The following is a 15,889-nucleotide window of genomic DNA, read 5'->3' as shown; positions in this document are numbered from 1 at the left end:
TTCAACCGGAGCGACCCATGACCCAGACTAATCTGCGCAACGGCCCCGACGCCAACGGCCTGTTTGGCGCGTTCGGTGGCCGCTACGTCGCCGAAACCCTGATGCCGTTGATCCTCGATCTGGCCCGCGAGTACGAAGCAGCCAAGGAAGATCCTGCATTCAAAGAGGAATTGGCCTACTTCCAGCGTGACTACGTCGGACGTCCCAGCCCGCTGTATTACGCCGAACGCCTGACCGAATTCTGCGGCGGCGCGAAGATTTATCTGAAGCGTGAAGAGCTGAACCATACCGGCGCGCACAAGATCAACAACTGCATCGGCCAGATCCTGCTGGCCCGGCGCATGGGCAAGAAACGCATCATCGCCGAGACCGGCGCCGGCATGCACGGTGTGGCGACCGCCACCGTGGCCGCGCGTTTTGGCCTCGACTGCGTGATCTACATGGGCACCACCGACATCGAGCGTCAGCAAGCCAACGTGTTCCGCATGAAACTGCTGGGCGCCGAAGTGATCCCGGTGGTCGCCGGCACCGGCACCCTGAAAGATGCGATGAACGAAGCCCTGCGTGACTGGGTGACCAACGTCGACAGCACGTTCTACCTGATCGGCACTGTTGCCGGCCCGCACCCTTATCCGGCGATGGTCCGCGACTTCCAGGCCGTCATCGGCAAGGAAACCCGCGATCAACTGCAGGCTCAGGAAGGTCGTCTGCCAGACAGCCTGGTCGCATGCATCGGCGGTGGTTCCAACGCCATGGGCCTGTTCCATCCGTTCCTCGACGACAAAAGCGTCGAGATCATCGGTGTTGAAGCGGCCGGTCACGGCATCGAAACCGGCAAGCACGCCGCCAGCCTGAACGGCGGCGTACCGGGTGTGCTGCACGGCAACCGTACTTTCCTGCTGCAGGATGACGATGGCCAGATCATCGACGCTCACTCGATCTCCGCCGGCCTCGACTACCCGGGGATCGGCCCGGAGCACGCCTGGTTGCATGACATCGGTCGCGTTCAATACACCTCGGTGACCGATGACGAAGCCCTCGACGCATTCCATAAATGCTGCCGCCTGGAAGGGATTATTCCTGCATTGGAAAGCGCCCACGCCCTGGCCGAAGTATTCAAGCGCGCCCCGAGCTTGCCGAAAGATCACCTGATGGTGGTCAACCTGTCCGGTCGTGGCGACAAAGACATGCAAACCGTGATGCACCACATGGAAAACTCTCAACAAGTGCAGTCCAAGCAGGAGAAACACTGATGAGCCGCCTGCAAACGCGTTTTGCCGAACTCAAGGAACAGAACCGCGCCGCCCTGGTGACTTTCGTCACCGCCGGCGACCCGAGCTATGACACTTCGCTGGCAATCCTCAAAGGCTTGCCCGGTGCTGGCGCCGACGTGATCGAGCTGGGTATGCCGTTCACCGATCCAATGGCCGACGGCCCGGCGATCCAGCTGGCCAACATTCGGGCACTGGCCGCCAAACAGAACCTGGCGAAAACCCTGCAAATGGTTCGTGAGTTCCGTGAAGGCAACAGCGAAACGCCGCTGGTACTGATGGGCTACTTCAACCCGATCCACATGTACGGCGTGCCACGTTTCATCGCCGACGCCAAAGAGGCCGGTGTCGACGGTCTTATCGTGGTCGACTTGCCGCCCGAGCATAACGGCGAACTGTGCGATCCGGCCCAGGCTGCCGGTCTGGACTTCATTCGTCTGACCACCCCGACAACCGATGATGTGCGCCTGCCGACCGTCCTGAACGGAAGCTCCGGCTTCGTCTACTACGTGTCTGTGGCCGGTGTGACCGGTGCTGGGGCGGCAACGCTGGAGCACGTTGAAGAGGCGGTTGCGCGTCTGCGTCGTCACACCGATTTGCCGATCAGCATCGGTTTCGGTATTCGTACACCGGAGCAAGCGGCGTCTATCGCGCGTCTGGCTGACGGCGTGGTGGTGGGTTCGGCATTGATCGATCACATCGCCAATGCATCGACGCCGGAGCAGGCGATTGATGGCGTGTTGAGCCTTTGCTCGGCGCTGGCCGATGGCGTGCGTAAGGCCCGCGTCAGCTGAAGGTAAAGATCCTGATACAGAGGAATTAGAGCCTCGCGGCACAGACTAAACAGCAAGACCGAGGGCTTCAGGACTACGTTCTGAAGCCCTTTTTGCTGTAGGTGCAGTGAGGAAAGACCTGATGAAAATGCCGAAACGTCTGATTGCCAGCCTGAGCGTGCTGATGCTCAGTGCCACTCCGTTGCTGCACGCCAGCGCCGATCAGCGCGACGATCACGATCGCGGCGGCCAGCAGCAAGGCCATTACGACAACCACGGCGATGATCACGGCGGCCCGCAGGACAATCATCGCGGCGGCCCTCCGCCACGGGACTTCGGCCCGGTGCGCCAGACGATCCGTGACAACCATGGTTATTTCGTACGCGGCGCGCCGCCACCTCCGGGCATTCATCTGGAACGTGGTCGGCCGTTGCCGCACGGTTATTACGGAGAACGCCTGGATAATCGCGCGTTGAGTCGGCTGCCGTATTACCCGGGTTATGAATGGCGGCGCGCGGGTGGCGACATTGTGCTGATCGCCGTGGGCTCCGGGATCGTCTATGAAATTCTGGAAGGGGTTCTTTGACGTGAGGGAACTCCAGGAGCGAGCTTGCTCGCGATGGACTTGAGTGCGTCGGGTTTCGTCGTGAAACACGCGTTATCGTTAACGACCATCGCGAGCAAGCTCGCTCCTGCAGGGGGCATTCACTAAGGCAACTCCAACCCGCCCGACGCTTTATGCAGTTTGCGCAAATGTTCGCCGACCTGTTTCAGGTTGGCTTCGTTGGCGGCCATTTCCGCGGCTCGGCTTGGTTCGAGCAACGCTCTCACTTCCTTGTCCAGATCGCCGGTCAATGCTTGAAGCTGTTTCTGCCGCAAGCTGCTTTCCGATTCCAGGCGTTGCCATTCGCTGGGTTGCGGCAATCCATAACCGCCGGTGCCGAGCAACTCCGCCGGCCGGCTGAGGAAGCCGCTGTTGGCGAGAATCTGCTGCAAGGTCGCGTTGGCTTTGTCCATGCCGCCGTTCTTCAGCTCCCGAGCACCGAGATAGCGTTGCTTCACTTCGTCCTGGGCCAGCACCAATTGTTGTCGGAAGGCTGCCTGTTCCAACAAGAGCAACGCCGCGCTGGTTCGCAGATCGGCTTGGTCGATCCATGTGCGGCGCTCTTCGGCCTTCAGTGCCAGCCAGTCTTCGACCTTGTCCTGTTTGATCGGCAGGTGCTTCTTCAGCACTTCGAACATCGCTTGATAACGATCACGGAAAGAGTCGAAGCGATAGCCAAGCCGCAGCGCTTCGCGAGGATCATCCAGCACGCTGGTATCCGCCAGTCCGCGTCCCTTGAGCACTTCCAGCAAGCCGTTGGGCATGATGTTGTCCAGCCCGACCAGCTTCGCGTTGTTGGTGCCGCTGCGTAGCAACTTCAGACCTTCCACCGCGCAGTTGTTGGACAGGAAAAAGTAATTGCCGTCGTAGCTCCAGTGCATCTCGGCGGCGTGTTCCACCACGTCCTCAATTTCGTTGCGCGACAAATTCAGCGGCACCGAGGCGAGGCTGCGCAGTTCGGTCTTGGTGTACTCGTCGATCACTTGGGCCAGCGGCAGGACGAACAGGCGCGACGGGTACTTGCCGACTAATCCGTCCCAGCTCGACAGCTGTACGTCACCCACGAAGGCTCGGTAGGACAAGACCAGGTGCTGATCCAGATCCAGCCGACAATCCGGTCCACGTGGCCGGCCCGGTGCGCAGATCACCAGGCGCAACATGCTGTGGCCCCAGCGGCTGACCCAGTTCTGGTTGGCTTCGGCCAGCAGATAGTCCACGGCATACACCCGTTCCGGATCGACCTGCCCCAAGGGCTGTTTGGCGAAGTCATTGCCGGCGTTGAGGAAGGCGAAGGATTTGCCGCAGGTGTCTTTGGCGGCGGGTGCCCAGCCAAAATGTTCTTTGTAGTAGCGGTACAGCGCAGGGCGGCGACAAGCGTAGCTCGGGTCGAGGAGGAAATACTCCATGTTCACCGCGACGAACTCTTTGGGGCTGCTCGTTTCGTAGATGTCCGGGCTGCGGGCGATCTGTCGGTTGTGCTGTTCGCGTTCGCCGCGACGACCGACGTATTGCGGCCAGCCAGCTAGGTCGAGCAGGCGCGGGTCATCGCTCAGCGTAAAGCGTCGGGAGGATTGGCCACGGCATTCATCCGGAATGCCGATCAGGCCGGAGCTGTTGTTGCGTCGGGTACAACGCTGGATCAGCGTGCGTTCGGCAGCTGGCCAAAAACGCGAGCGATCATAAATGTGGGTGAGTTCGTGCAGCACCGTGGCCAGCATTTCGCGGCGGACGGTGCCGTGAGGGCGATAAGTCTTTTTGGTTGCAGCGCTGCCGTCGGTGAGGCTGGCAAGCAAGTTGCGGTTGAGATCGAGCTCGGACACCAGTGACGCCTGGCCGTAGGCGTTGCTCGGCATGTCATCGGTCCAGCCAACGTCGATGCGCCGGTCGAGTTGTTCGATGAACCTCGGCGGCAATGCCTGCATGGCTTCATCAAGCAGCGCCTGGCTGGCCTGCTGTTGCGCAGGGCTCAAACCTTCTGTCTTGAGCTGTAATTGCAGGCCGGCCTGGGCCGTATTGCCGAGCAGCAACACGACCCCGGCCAGGAGCCAGGCACTTAACGACTTCACAGTGCGAGGATGGCTTCTGCGAGTACCTGATCACTGGCATCCCGGGCTTCCGGCACGCGGGTGCGCAATGTATTGAAGGCCGCTTCCAGGTGCGCCCCACGGATTTCACCCTCGCTGGCGACGAAACTGGCCGCATCGTCGTGGGCTTCACGGACGATTTTCGAATCACGAATTGACGTGGTGGTGTCGGACGTGAAATCGAGTGTGCGTTGGGTGGCATTGATGATGATGTTACTGGTGGCTACCAGGGTGTGCGCCTGGGCCAGATCGGCCAATAACAGCAGGCCAAGGGTGGCGATAATCAGCGGGCTACGCATGGAACGACTCCGGAGGAACGAGGATAACTATTGGACGAGAATAGCCTGCGCCAGTTCAAGATCGCTTGCATGAAGTTTTGGCTGGGCCCGACGCAGGTAAACCAGCGCGGATTCCAGTTGTGCTCCTCGCAATTGGCCGTCGCTGGCAATGAATGACGCGGCGTCATCCCGGGCGGCCAGCAGCAGCTTACGGTCGAAGGGGGCGGAGGTCACCATGCTGGTGGCGTAGCCAGTGGCCACGAGACCCTGTGTCGTCAGGTCAAAGGCCTGGGCTGAGCCAGCCCAGCAGGCCGCCATGAAAACCGGTGTAATCAATAGATGTGTAGGAAAACGCATGAGACTCGACAGTTGAAGGCGAGTCCAAAGGCTAGCGCAACGCCCGGTTTAGAGCCAGTGCCGAAACATTGGGACACGTTGGGCGTGTCCCATGAGGAGATGACGTTTTAGATAGTCAGAATAGCCTGAGCCAGTTGAGCGTCCGTAGCGTTCAACCCCGGCGCCTGATGGCGAATGTGGTCGAGTGCGCTTTCCAGTTTCACGCCGCGAATGGCGCCTTCGCTGGCGACAAAACTGGCGGCGTCATCACGGGCTGCCCGGACGATCTTGTCATCGCGAAAGGACGACGTGACATCGGAAGTGGCGTCGGACGTTGCCTTGAGTGCACCGACGACGGCATCGGTGGTGACGATGAAGCTGGTGGCGTGGGAATTGGCAGCCACGGCAAGCAGGGCTGCAGCGCTGAGCAGACGAAGACGGGACATGGTGTAACTCCTTTGGGTAAACCGATTGAGAGGTGGCGCGGTATCTGTTGAGTCAGACGCCTGTCGCGCAGTCATCGCCACGTTCTGATCTGATATTAGGCCTGTAGGTGTCGGTTCGCACAGTCCCGTCTGTTCAAGTGTATGTCAGCGCCAGAACGGCTTGTCCAATTCTCTGACTCGATCTGAATGACTGATGCCCAAGTCAGACAGCTGCCGGCCATCGAGTTGCGCCAGTAAACGCCGGGTTCTGGCTCTCTCGAGGGTGTCGGCGAGGGCTCTGAGCAATCTTCTTGGCCAGGTAATCCGAGGCCTTGATTTCGGGGATGTAGCGGCAAGATCCAGTAGGTGATCCATGGTGCAATCCTTTTGCTGGCAGGTCGGGATTTCATGATGATCCCGCCCGATTTCCCGGAACAGACACACTCCATTGAAATTGTACTGGTTCAGTTGTGATTGTTTGTTAACTGTACCTATTAATGCCGGCAACTATTGTTTTGAGGATTTTCCGGCCCAAAACGACAAAACCCGTCGTGGTTTCCCACGACGGGTTTTGTTTGTTCAATTCGGGTGCTGGCGGTTGACCTTAAGGATCAGAGCCAGCGACGCTAACTTAGCGCCAGAACGGCTTGCTCAGCTCTTCGTAGCGTTGTGCTTCGCTAATCCCGGCGTCAGCCAGCAGACGCGAATCCAGACGAGCCAGTTGGTGGCGGCTGGAGATGCGGCGCTGCCACAGCATCAGGTTGGCGATAACGCGAAGAGGCATGGAAGCCTGGGTTTTTGCAGCGGTGTCTTCGAAGAACAGATCGGAACTGAGTGTACGTTCCATGGTTTTCATCCTTCCGCTTGTGGCGGGATTAGGTAGTGGTTTAACTGATGCCAATGATCCTCTCGTTTGGCCAGTCTCTCTAGATACAGTTCACCTGTATTGTGAGGGACCAGTTAACTGTTAAAGAGCGGTGTACTGGTCAAAATTGAGGCAACTGTACCTATCTGCACCTATATGGTGCATATTATGACATTCAGGTCGGAAAAGTAGGCAATTACGGTAGGAAATGACCGGTACAGCAGTACAGTTTTAAACACATTTCTGTTTGGCAATAGCAAGCTGACGAAACTGTGTTTGCGTCAGCCGCTATCTGTACCAATTACACGGCGAGCATCCGCCCGGTTTCTTCCAGATTCATGTGCCAGCTCAGTGCGTCACGCAGGAGATGCGGAGTGTGCCCGCCGAGTGCGCAGGCAGCGGTGAAGTAGTCATCCAGGGCTTGGCGGTAATCGGGGTGCACGCAGTTGTCGATGATGACTCGAGCCCGCTCCCGCGGTGCCAAACCGCGCAAGTCCGCCAGCCCCACCTCGGTCACGAGAATGTCGACGTCATGCTCTGTGTGATCGACGTGGCTGACCATCGGCACCACGCTGGAGATCGCGCCGCCCTTGGCGATCGACTTGGTCACGAAAATGGCCAGGTGCGCGTTACGCGCAAAGTCGCCCGAGCCGCCGATACCGTTCATCATCCGCGTGCCGCAGACATGGGTGGAGTTGACGTTGCCGTACAGGTCAAACTCCAGCGCGGTGTTGATGCCAATGATACCGAGCCGTCGCACCACTTCCGGGTGGTTGGAAATTTCCTGCGGACGCAGGACCAGTTTGTCCTTGTAGCGCTCCAGGTTGCCGAACACATCGGCGTTGCGACGGCTCGACAAGGTGATCGAGCTGCCTGAGGCAAAACTCAGCTTGCCGGCGTCGATCAAGTCGAAGGTCGAGTCCTGCAACACTTCGGAGTACATGGTCAGGTCTTCGAACGGCGAGTCGATCAGTCCGCACATCACGGAGTTGGCGATGGTGCCGATGCCGGCCTGCAGTGGGCCGAGTTTGTTGGTCATGCGCCCGGCCGCCACTTCCTGCTTGAAGAAGTCGATCAGGTGGTCGGCAATGGCCTGAGTGTCGACGTCCGGCGGCAGCACGGTCGAAGGTGAGTCGGACTGGTTGGTGATCACGATCGCGACGATCTTTTCCGGCGGGATCGCAATGGCGGTGCTGCCAATGCGATCGTCGACCTTCACTAACGGAATTGGCGTACGGGTCGGGCGGTACGTCGGTATATAGATGTCGTGCAAACCCTCGAGGTTCGGGTTGTGCGCCAGGTTGATCTCGACGATCACGTGTTTGGCGAAAATCGCGAAGCTGGCCGAGTTGCCCACGGAAGTGGTCGGTACGATGTGGCCTTGTTCGGTAATCGCCACGGCCTCGATAACGGCAATGTCCGGCAGTTTCAGCTGCTGGTTGCGCAATTGCTCCACGGTTTCCGAGAGGTGCTGGTCGATGAACATGACCTCGCCAGCGTTGATCGCCTTGCGCAAAGTGCTATCGACCTGGAAAGGCATGCGTCGCGAAAGAACGCCGGCTTCGGTGAGCTGCTTATCGAGGTCGTTGCCCAGGCTGGCGCCGGTCATCAATGTGATTTTCAGCGGGGTGACTTTGGCGCGTTCAGCCAATGCATGAGGCACGGCCTTGGCTTCACCGGCACGAGTGAAACCACTCATGCCGACGGTCATGCCGTCCTCAATCAGAGCGGCAGCATCGGCGGCGCTCATCACCTTATTCAACAACGAAGGCAAGCGAATACGATCACGGTACATGGATTGTTATCTCGGGTAACGGAAGCAAGGTGTGCAGTCTAGTGGCTTGAAAAAAATCCGTCCCGCTACCATGGTCGAATGCCGAGCCCTGATTTAGAGCCTTTGGTCGGGTTTCACGGGCAATAAAAAAACCCCAGCCTACTAAAGGCTGAGGTTTTGGGTATTGCGTTGGAGCAGGTTTTACTCGACGGCTTTGACCATGTCTTCGATAACCTTCTTGGCGTCGCCGAAGACCATCATGGTTTTGTCGAGGTAAAACAGTTCGTTGTCCAGGCCGGCATAACCGCTGGCCATCGAACGCTTGTTGACGATGATGGTCTTGGCCTTGAACGCTTCGAGAATCGGCATGCCGGCAATCGGCGATTTCGGATCGTTCTTCGCGGCCGGGTTGACCACGTCGTTCGCGCCGAGCACCAGCACCACGTCGGCCTGGCCGAACTCGGAGTTGATGTCTTCCATCTCGAATACCTGGTCATAAGGCACTTCGGCCTCGGCCAGCAAGACGTTCATGTGGCCAGGCATCCGACCGGCAACCGGGTGGATCGCGTATTTCACGGTTACACCGCGGTGGGTCAACTTCTCGGTCAGCTCTTTCAGCGCGTGTTGTGCCCGCGCTACCGCCAGGCCGTAACCCGGAACGATGATCACGGTATCGGCGTTGGTCAGCAGGAAAGTCGCATCGTCAGCCGAACCGGATTTCACCGGGCGGGCTTCCTTGGCGCCTGCAGGACCGGCATCGGCCGTATTGCCGAAACCGCCGAGCAGTACATTAAAGAAGGAGCGGTTCATCGCCTTGCACATGATGTACGAGAGGATTGCACCGGACGAACCCACCAGCGAGCCCGCGATGATCAGCATCGAGTTGTTCAGCGAGAAGCCGATACCCGCTGCTGCCCAGCCGGAATAGCTGTTGAGCATCGATACCACCACCGGCATGTCCGCGCCGCCGATCGGGATGATGATCAGCACGCCCATCACGAAGGCCAGCGCCAGCATCAGCGCGAAAGCGGCGAGGTTGCCGGTCATCATGAAGGTGATGCCCAACGCGAGCGTCGCCAGACCCAGCAGCAGGTTCAGCTTGTGTTGACCACTAAACTGTACCGGTGCGCCTTGGAACAGACGAAACTTGTACTTGCCCGAGAGCTTGCCGAACGCGATCACCGAACCGGAGAAGGTGATTGCACCGATGGCCGCGCCGAGGAACAGCTCCAGGCGGTTACCGGCAGGAATCGAATCGCCCAGTTGTTTGACGATGCCCAGCGATTGCGGCTCGACCACCGCCGCAATGGCAATGAATACCGCGGCCATACCGATCATGCTGTGCATGAAAGCGACCAGTTCCGGCATCTTGGTCATTTCTACGCGCTTGGCCATGATCGAACCGGCCGTGCCGCCGACCAGCAGGCCGACGATGACGTAACCGATGCCTGCGGTGGCAAGCTCTGCGCCCAGCTTATAGATGAGCCCCACGGTAGTGAGGATCGCCAGCGCCATGCCGAGCATGCCGTACAGATTGCCGCGCCGCGACGTGGTCGGGTGCGACAGCCCTTTCAGGGCCTGGATGAAGCAGATGGACGCGATCAAGTAGAGCGTCGTTACAAGGTTCATGCTCATTACTTGGACGCCTCTTCTTTTACCGCTTTCGGGGCTTTCTTCTTGAACATCTCAAGCATCCTGCGAGTCACCAGGAAGCCACCAAAAACGTTCACCGCCGCCAGAGCCACCGCGAGGGTGCCCATGGTTTTGCCCAGAGGCGTGACGGTCAACGCCGCGGCCAGCATGGCACCGACGATTACGATCGCCGAGATGGCGTTGGTCACGGCCATCAACGGCGTGTGCAGTGCAGGCGTAACGTTCCAGACCACGTGATAACCGACATAAATCGCCAGCACGAAGATGATCAGGTTGTAGATACCGGGGGAGATAAGCTCTTCCATCGTCTGAATCCCTGCTTAGGCGTTTTTGCGGATGACTTGGCCGTCGCGGCACATCAGGCACGCGGCGACGATGTCGTCTTCGAGGTTCACTTCGAACTGGCCTTCTTTGTTGAAGACCAGCTTCAGGAAGTCCAGCAGGTTGCGTGCGTACAGGGCTGAAGCATCTGCCGCGACCGCTCCGGCCAGATTGGTCGGACCGCAAATGGTCACGCCATTCTCCACCACCACCTGATCGGCTACGGTCAGCGGGCAGTTGCCGCCCTGAGCCGCTGCGAGGTCGATGACCACGGAACCTGGCTTCATTTGCGCGACGGTTTCCGCGCTCAACAGAGTCGGTGCCTTGCGGCCGGGAATCAGTGCGGTGGTGATGACGATGTCAGCTTGCTTGGCGCGCTCGTGCACAGCCAGGGCCTGTCGCTGCATCCAGCTCGCAGGCATTGGGCGTGCGTAGCCGCCAACACCGACGGCGCATTCACGCTCTTCATCGGTCTCGTAAGGCACGTCGACGAACTTGGCGCCAAGGGATTCGATCTGTTCTTTAACCGCAGGACGTACGTCAGACGCTTCGATCACTGCACCCAGGCGTTTCGCGGTAGCGATTGCCTGCAAACCGGCAACACCGGCGCCGAGAATCAGCACGCGTGCCGCTTTCACGGTGCCCGCCGCCGTCATCAGCATCGGCATGAAGCGTGGGTAATGGTGAGCGGCCAGCAACACGGCTTTGTAACCGGCGATGTTGGCCTGGGAGGACAGCACATCCAGGCTCTGGGCGCGGGAGGTGCGCGGGGCCGCTTCCAGTGCGAACGCGGTAATGCCGCACTCAGCCAGCTTGGCAATGGTTTCATTGCTGAACGGGTTGAGCATGCCCACCACAACGGTGCCGCTTTTAATCAGCGTCAGCTCGCTGTCGCTGGGGGCGACCACCTTGAGAATCAGTTCGGCACCGAACGCATCACTGGCGCTGCCAATAATTGCGCCTGCCGCTTCATAAGCACTGTCGACAACGCTGGCGTTTATGCCGGCGCCGCTTTGCACAATGACCTTATGACCCTGGCCGATCAGCTTCTTGATGGTTTCCGGGGTTGCAGCAACCCGTGTTTCACCGGTCTGGGTTTCGAGAGGAACACCAATGTGCACGTCAAATCTCCTGCGTGATCTTATTGAGTAAACCCAGGCACTTCGGATGGTGCGGCTGGGGGCGGCCGATCAGCACGATCCCGCCAAATCTGGGCGGGGCGCGGCATTTTGCAGGCGAACTTTGTGCCCTTCAAGGGATTATGACGGGTGACGGAAAATTAACTACAAGTCACCCCGTGACCGAATGTCGCAACCGACCGCCTCGGTCCCTTGCAGGCCGTGCCTTGCAAGGATTCTGGCCGAATTTCAAGAATTTACACATCGGCACGGTGAATGAGGTGGTATTGCTGTCGGATAGCGGCTCAAGGCCACGTCTTCAGGCGCTTGTGGGACGTTTGTACCGCTTCTCGGTACAGTCTGCGAATATGCGACAAATACTTATATCTGTAGGGCTTTGAATTTGCTGACTACGGGGTCAACTAATGGTGTTAAGCCCTATCCTTCTAGGCTGTAGCTCTGCGCCTGATTTACCAGCCAGTCGCGAAATGCCTTCAAAGACGCAGATTCGACCTTTCGCTCAGGAATCATCAAGTAATACGCCTTGATACTGGACAGAGCCTGGACGTTGGCAATCACCAGTCGCTTCTCCGCCAGTTCACGCTGAATCAGGAACGGCGGGATCAAGGCTATTCCCATGTCGTGCATCGCCGCTTGGGCAAGCATGGAGAATAGCTCGTAGCGCGGTCCTGTCATGTCTCGCGGGATATTAAGGTTCTGCGAGTCGAACCATTGACGCCAGGCATAGGGGCGGGTGGTCTGTTGTAGCAGGGGCAGTTCGGCAATTTCAGCGGGTGTGAGATTTGTCTTTTGGCCCAGTAGGGTGGGGCTGCACACAGGCATCGGATTTTCGCCCATCAGTCTGTGGGATTCAGTGCCTGACCAGTCCGCATCGCCAAAATAGATCGCCGCATCGAAATCGGTGTCGGCAAACAGGAAGGGGCGGGTGCGGTTGGTGAGATTGACCGTCACTTCTGGGTGTCTTTGCTGGAAATCCTTGAGTCTTGGCAGCAGCCATTGGGTGCCGAAGGTGGGCACGACGGCCAGTTCGATCACGTTGGCGCCTTGCTGGCCCATGACCGACAGCGTGTCGCGCTCAACGGCGTCCAGTTGGGTGGCGACCCTGCGGCTGTAGGAAAGTCCTGCTTCCGTCAGCTTGACCCCGCGCCGGGAGCGTCGGAACAGTTCCACACCGAGGAACTCCTCGAGGCTGGCGATCTGTCGGCAAATCGCTCCCTGGGTGAGTGAAAGTTCCTGGGCTGCCTTGGTAAAACTCTCGTGGCGAGCGGCTGCTTCAAAGCTGATCAGGGCCGTTGTGCTGGGAATCTTTCTGCGCATGTACGTCAACCTCACTAATGCATCGCATTAAAGCTGTATCGCAACGTTTCGGAGTGAGAAATTAGCACAACAGTATGCAAAATCCTCGTTTGCCGTCACGCCGAACCGGGCCTAGGATCAGTCCACGTTATTTGACCCGATTCGAGAGGACACACTCATGGGCGGTAAAGCTAGCTTCAACTGGATCGATCCCCTGCTGCTGGATCAACAGCTCACTGAAGAAGAACGCATGATCCGCGACACCGCCGAGCAATTCGCTCAGCAAAAGCTCGCGCCGCGTGTTCTTGAAGCATTCCGTCATGAGAAAACCGATCCGGCAATCTTCCGCGAGATGGGTGAAGTCGGCCTGCTGGGCGCAACCATTCCTGAACAGTACGGCGGCAGCGGCCTGAACTACGTCAGCTACGGCTTGATCGCCCGTGAAGTCGAGCGCGTCGACTCAGGTTATCGCTCGATGATGAGCGTGCAGTCCTCTTTGGTGATGGTGCCGATCAATGAGTTCGGTACTGAAGCGCAAAAGCAGAAGTACCTGCCAAAACTTGCAACGGGCGAGTGGATCGGTTGCTTCGGTCTGACCGAGCCTGACCACGGTTCTGACCCGGGCTCGATGATTACTCGTGCACGCAAGGTGGAAGGCGGCTACAGCCTGACCGGCAGCAAGATGTGGATCACCAACAGCCCGATCGCTGACGTGTTTGTGGTTTGGGGCAAGGACGATGCGGGCGACATCCGTGGCTTCGTCCTGGAAAAAGGCTGGAAAGGCCTGAGCGCTCCGGCGATCCACGGCAAGGTCGGCCTGCGTGCGTCCATCACCGGTGAGATCGTCATGGACAACGTGTTTGTCCCTGAAGAAAACATCTTCCCTGACGTCCGCGGATTGAAAGGCCCTTTCACTTGCCTCAACTCTGCGCGTTACGGCATTTCCTGGGGCGCCTTGGGTGCTGCGGAATTCTGCTGGCACACCGCTCGCCAATACACCCTGGATCGTCAGCAGTTCGGTCGCCCGTTGGCTGCTACTCAATTGATCCAGAAGAAACTGGCCGACATGCAGACCGAAATCACCATGGCGCTGCAAGGTTGCCTGCGTTTGGGTCGCATGAAAGATGAAGGCACGGCGGCGGTAGAGATCACTTCGATGATGAAGCGCAACTCCTGCGGCAAGTCCTTGGACATTGCTCGTATGGCGCGCGACATGCTGGGTGGCAATGGTATCTCCGACGAGTTCGGCGTGGCTCGTCACCTGGTCAACCTGGAAGTGGTGAATACCTATGAAGGTACGCATGACGTTCACGCGCTGATCCTCGGTCGTGCGCAGACCGGTCTTCAAGCGTTCTATTAATAGGAGAACGGCCATGGGCGCGCTTTCGCATCTACGGGTACTGGATTTATCGCGGGTGCTGGCCGGGCCCTGGTCCGGGCAGATATTGGCGGACCTTGGCGCCGAGGTGATCAAGGTCGAGCGTCCCGGCAATGGCGATGACACGCGCGCCTGGGGGCCTCCGTTCCTTAAAGACGCCTATGGCGAGAACACCAGCGAGGCTGCCTATTACTTGTCAGCCAATCGCAACAAGCAATCCGTAACCATCGACTTCACGCGCCCGGAGGGGCAGAAGCTGGTGCGTGAGCTGGCGGCCAAGTCGGACATTCTGATCGAGAACTTCAAGGTCGGTGGCTTGGCGGCTTATGGGCTGGATTATGAATCACTCAAGGATGCCAATCCGAATCTGATCTACTGCTCGATCACGGGGTTTGGTCAGACCGGCCCTTACGCCAAGCGCGCGGGTTATGACTTCATGATCCAAGGCTTGGGCGGCCTGATGAGCCTTACAGGTCGGCCGGAAGGAGATGAGGGGGCCGGGCCGGTGAAAGTCGGCGTGGCGCTGACGGATATTTTGACCGGGCTCTATTCGACAGTGGCTATTCTCGCTGCGCTTGCGCACCGGGATCATGACGGTGGCGGTCAACATATTGATATGGCGTTGTTGGATGTTCAGGTGGCCTGTCTGGCTAACCAGGCGATGAATTACCTGACGACGGGCAATGCGCCTAAGCGTCTTGGCAATGCGCATCCGAACATCGTGCCTTATCAGGACTTTCCTACGGCAGATGGCGATTTCATCCTTACGGTGGGTAACGACGGGCAGTTCCGCAAATTTGCGGAAGTGGCCGGGCAGCCGCAGTGGGCGGATGATCCGCGATTTGCGACCAACAAGTTGCGGGTGGCGAATCGGGCGTTGCTGATTCCGTTGATCCGCCAGGCTACGGTGTTCAAGACCACTGCTGAGTGGGTGTCGCAGCTGGAGCAGGCAGGGGTGCCGTGTGGTCCGATCAATGATCTGGCTCAGGTGTTTGCCGACCCTCAGGTAAAGGCGCGCGGTTTGGCGATCGAGCTGCCTCATGCCCTGGCGGGGAGGGTGCCGCAGGTTGCAAGCCCGATTCGTCTGTCCGAGACGCCGGTGGAGTACCGCAATGCGCCTCCTTTGCTGGGCGAGCATACGTCGGAGGTATTGCTGCGGGTGTTGGGTCTGGACGCTGGTGCGGTAGCTGCTCTCAGAGAGGCTGGGGTGCTCTGAGGATTTCCTCTATATAGAAGGAGTGGTTTCCCTATCCTATATAGAGGAAAACAGGCTGTTTTCTGGCTTTCTGCAAGTTATTGATAGAAAAGCCAAATCAGGGGTTGACGGCAGATTCTGGAAGTCTATAATTCGCCCCACTTCCGGCGCAGTCGAAACGGAAAACTCCTTGGTAAACAAAGAGTTACGCAGTTTTAGGCAGCGAGTTGCTTCAGTTCATCGAAGCCCAGAAGGAGTTGGTCAGGCAGTGTGTTTTCGCTTGATTGACGGTTCGATCTTCTCGGTCGAAAGCGGAGAAAAAGAGGTGTTGACAGCAGCGAACAACGCTGTAGAATTCGCCTCCCGCTAACGAGAGATCGGAAGCGCAAGTGGTTGAAGTTGCAAAGGAAACTTTGAAAACTTCTGAAAATAACCGCTTGACAGATACAGAGGACGCTGTAGAATGCGCGCCTCGGTTGAGACGAAAGATCTTAACC

Annotated in this window: 16 protein-coding genes and 1 pseudogene; 5 read left to right on the top strand and 12 right to left on the bottom strand. The window is 58.5% G+C overall.

The features are described from left to right. Positions 1-17 precede the first annotated feature (17 nt). The 3 genes from trpB (at position 18) to PMI01S_RS00075 (ending at position 2,630) form a co-directional block, all read left to right on the top strand. A complete protein-coding gene (gene trpB / locus PMI01S_RS00085) occupies positions 18-1,253 on the top strand; it encodes a tryptophan synthase subunit beta (RefSeq protein WP_084317482.1) in 1,236 nt (411 codons plus the stop codon). Next, the gene (gene trpA / locus PMI01S_RS00080) at positions 1,253-2,065 is read left to right on the top strand and encodes a tryptophan synthase subunit alpha (RefSeq protein WP_084317481.1); all 813 of its coding nucleotides are present in this window, start codon (positions 1,253-1,255) and stop codon (positions 2,063-2,065) included. Before trpB ends, trpA begins: the two co-directional genes overlap by 1 nt. A 121-nt stretch (positions 2,066-2,186) precedes the next feature. Continuing rightward, positions 2,187-2,630 (top strand): anti-virulence regulator CigR family protein, encoded by a 444-nt coding sequence (locus PMI01S_RS00075; protein ID WP_084317480.1) that lies wholly within the window; start codon positions 2,187-2,189, stop codon positions 2,628-2,630. 122 nt (positions 2,631-2,752) lie between these two features. Here PMI01S_RS00075 and PMI01S_RS00070 read toward each other — a convergent pair whose 3' ends face one another. The 11 genes from PMI01S_RS00070 to PMI01S_RS00020 all read right to left on the bottom strand — a co-directional run bounded on the left by PMI01S_RS00070 (position 2,753) and on the right by PMI01S_RS00020 (position 12,840). Continuing rightward, positions 2,753-4,714: a DUF7844 domain-containing protein gene (locus PMI01S_RS00070; RefSeq protein WP_084317479.1), complete on the bottom strand. Its 1,962-nt coding sequence runs from the start codon at positions 4,712-4,714 to the stop codon at positions 2,753-2,755. Then, positions 4,711-5,031: a DUF2388 domain-containing protein gene (locus PMI01S_RS00065; protein ID WP_084317478.1), complete on the bottom strand. Its 321-nt coding sequence runs from the start codon at positions 5,029-5,031 to the stop codon at positions 4,711-4,713. The genes PMI01S_RS00070 and PMI01S_RS00065 overlap by 4 nt, the downstream gene beginning before the upstream one ends. Before the next feature lie 27 nt (positions 5,032-5,058). Continuing rightward, positions 5,059-5,367 carry a DUF2388 domain-containing protein gene (locus PMI01S_RS00060; protein ID WP_084317477.1) on the bottom strand — a complete coding sequence of 103 codons (309 nt, stop codon included), beginning with the start codon at positions 5,365-5,367 and terminating at the stop codon, positions 5,059-5,061. A gap of 107 nt (positions 5,368-5,474) precedes the next feature. After that, positions 5,475-5,792: a DUF2388 domain-containing protein gene (locus tag PMI01S_RS00055; RefSeq protein ID WP_017335802.1), complete on the bottom strand. Its 318-nt coding sequence runs from the start codon at positions 5,790-5,792 to the stop codon at positions 5,475-5,477. A 144-nt stretch (positions 5,793-5,936) separates the two neighbouring features. Beyond that, entirely contained in the window at positions 5,937-6,146 is a 210-nt protein-coding gene (locus PMI01S_RS00050; protein ID WP_084317476.1) for a DUF1127 domain-containing protein, read from the bottom strand. A gap of 256 nt (positions 6,147-6,402) precedes the next feature. After that, on the bottom strand, positions 6,403-6,618 hold the full coding sequence (locus PMI01S_RS00045) for a DUF1127 domain-containing protein (RefSeq protein WP_007947887.1): 216 nt from the start codon (positions 6,616-6,618) through the stop codon (positions 6,403-6,405). Between the two features lie 319 nt (positions 6,619-6,937). Continuing rightward, on the bottom strand, positions 6,938-8,431 hold the full coding sequence (scpC, locus tag PMI01S_RS00040) for a succinyl-CoA:acetate CoA-transferase ScpC (RefSeq protein ID WP_084317475.1): 1,494 nt from the start codon (positions 8,429-8,431) through the stop codon (positions 6,938-6,940). A 180-nt stretch (positions 8,432-8,611) separates the two neighbouring features. After that, positions 8,612-10,045 carry an NAD(P)(+) transhydrogenase (Re/Si-specific) subunit beta gene (locus PMI01S_RS00035; RefSeq protein WP_084317474.1) on the bottom strand — a complete coding sequence of 478 codons (1,434 nt, stop codon included), beginning with the start codon at positions 10,043-10,045 and terminating at the stop codon, positions 8,612-8,614. Beyond that, positions 10,045-10,368 (bottom strand): NAD(P) transhydrogenase subunit alpha part 2, encoded by a 324-nt coding sequence (locus tag PMI01S_RS00030; RefSeq protein ID WP_017335806.1) that lies wholly within the window; start codon positions 10,366-10,368, stop codon positions 10,045-10,047. The genes PMI01S_RS00035 and PMI01S_RS00030 overlap by 1 nt, the downstream gene beginning before the upstream one ends. A gap of 15 nt (positions 10,369-10,383) precedes the next feature. Beyond that, positions 10,384-11,505 (bottom strand): Re/Si-specific NAD(P)(+) transhydrogenase subunit alpha, encoded by a 1,122-nt coding sequence (locus tag PMI01S_RS00025; protein WP_084317473.1) that lies wholly within the window; start codon positions 11,503-11,505, stop codon positions 10,384-10,386. A gap of 435 nt (positions 11,506-11,940) precedes the next feature. Then, positions 11,941-12,840, bottom strand: a complete 900-nt coding sequence (locus PMI01S_RS00020) for a LysR family transcriptional regulator (protein ID WP_084317472.1) — start codon at positions 12,838-12,840, stop codon at positions 11,941-11,943. Between the two features lie 157 nt (positions 12,841-12,997). Between PMI01S_RS00020 and PMI01S_RS00015 the strand changes: the two genes are divergently transcribed. Beyond that, a complete protein-coding gene (locus PMI01S_RS00015) occupies positions 12,998-14,179 on the top strand; it encodes an acyl-CoA dehydrogenase (RefSeq protein ID WP_017335809.1) in 1,182 nt (393 codons plus the stop codon). A gap of 13 nt (positions 14,180-14,192) precedes the next feature. Beyond that, positions 14,193-15,413, top strand: coding sequence for a CaiB/BaiF CoA transferase family protein (locus PMI01S_RS00010; RefSeq protein ID WP_084317471.1), 1,221 nt, complete (start codon positions 14,193-14,195; stop codon positions 15,411-15,413). 211 nt (positions 15,414-15,624) lie between these two features. Here PMI01S_RS00010 and PMI01S_RS31825 read toward each other — a convergent pair. After that, positions 15,625-15,889, bottom strand: a pseudogene (locus PMI01S_RS31825) (hypothetical protein); the annotation flags it as partial.

It is taken from the genome of Pseudomonas migulae NBRC 103157 (assembly GCF_002091715.1).
In the GTDB taxonomy this organism is placed as follows: domain Bacteria; phylum Pseudomonadota; class Gammaproteobacteria; order Pseudomonadales; family Pseudomonadaceae; genus Aquipseudomonas; species Aquipseudomonas migulae_A.
Note: the sequence above shows the minus strand (reverse complement) of the source record. Positions and strands in the feature narration are given on the sequence as shown.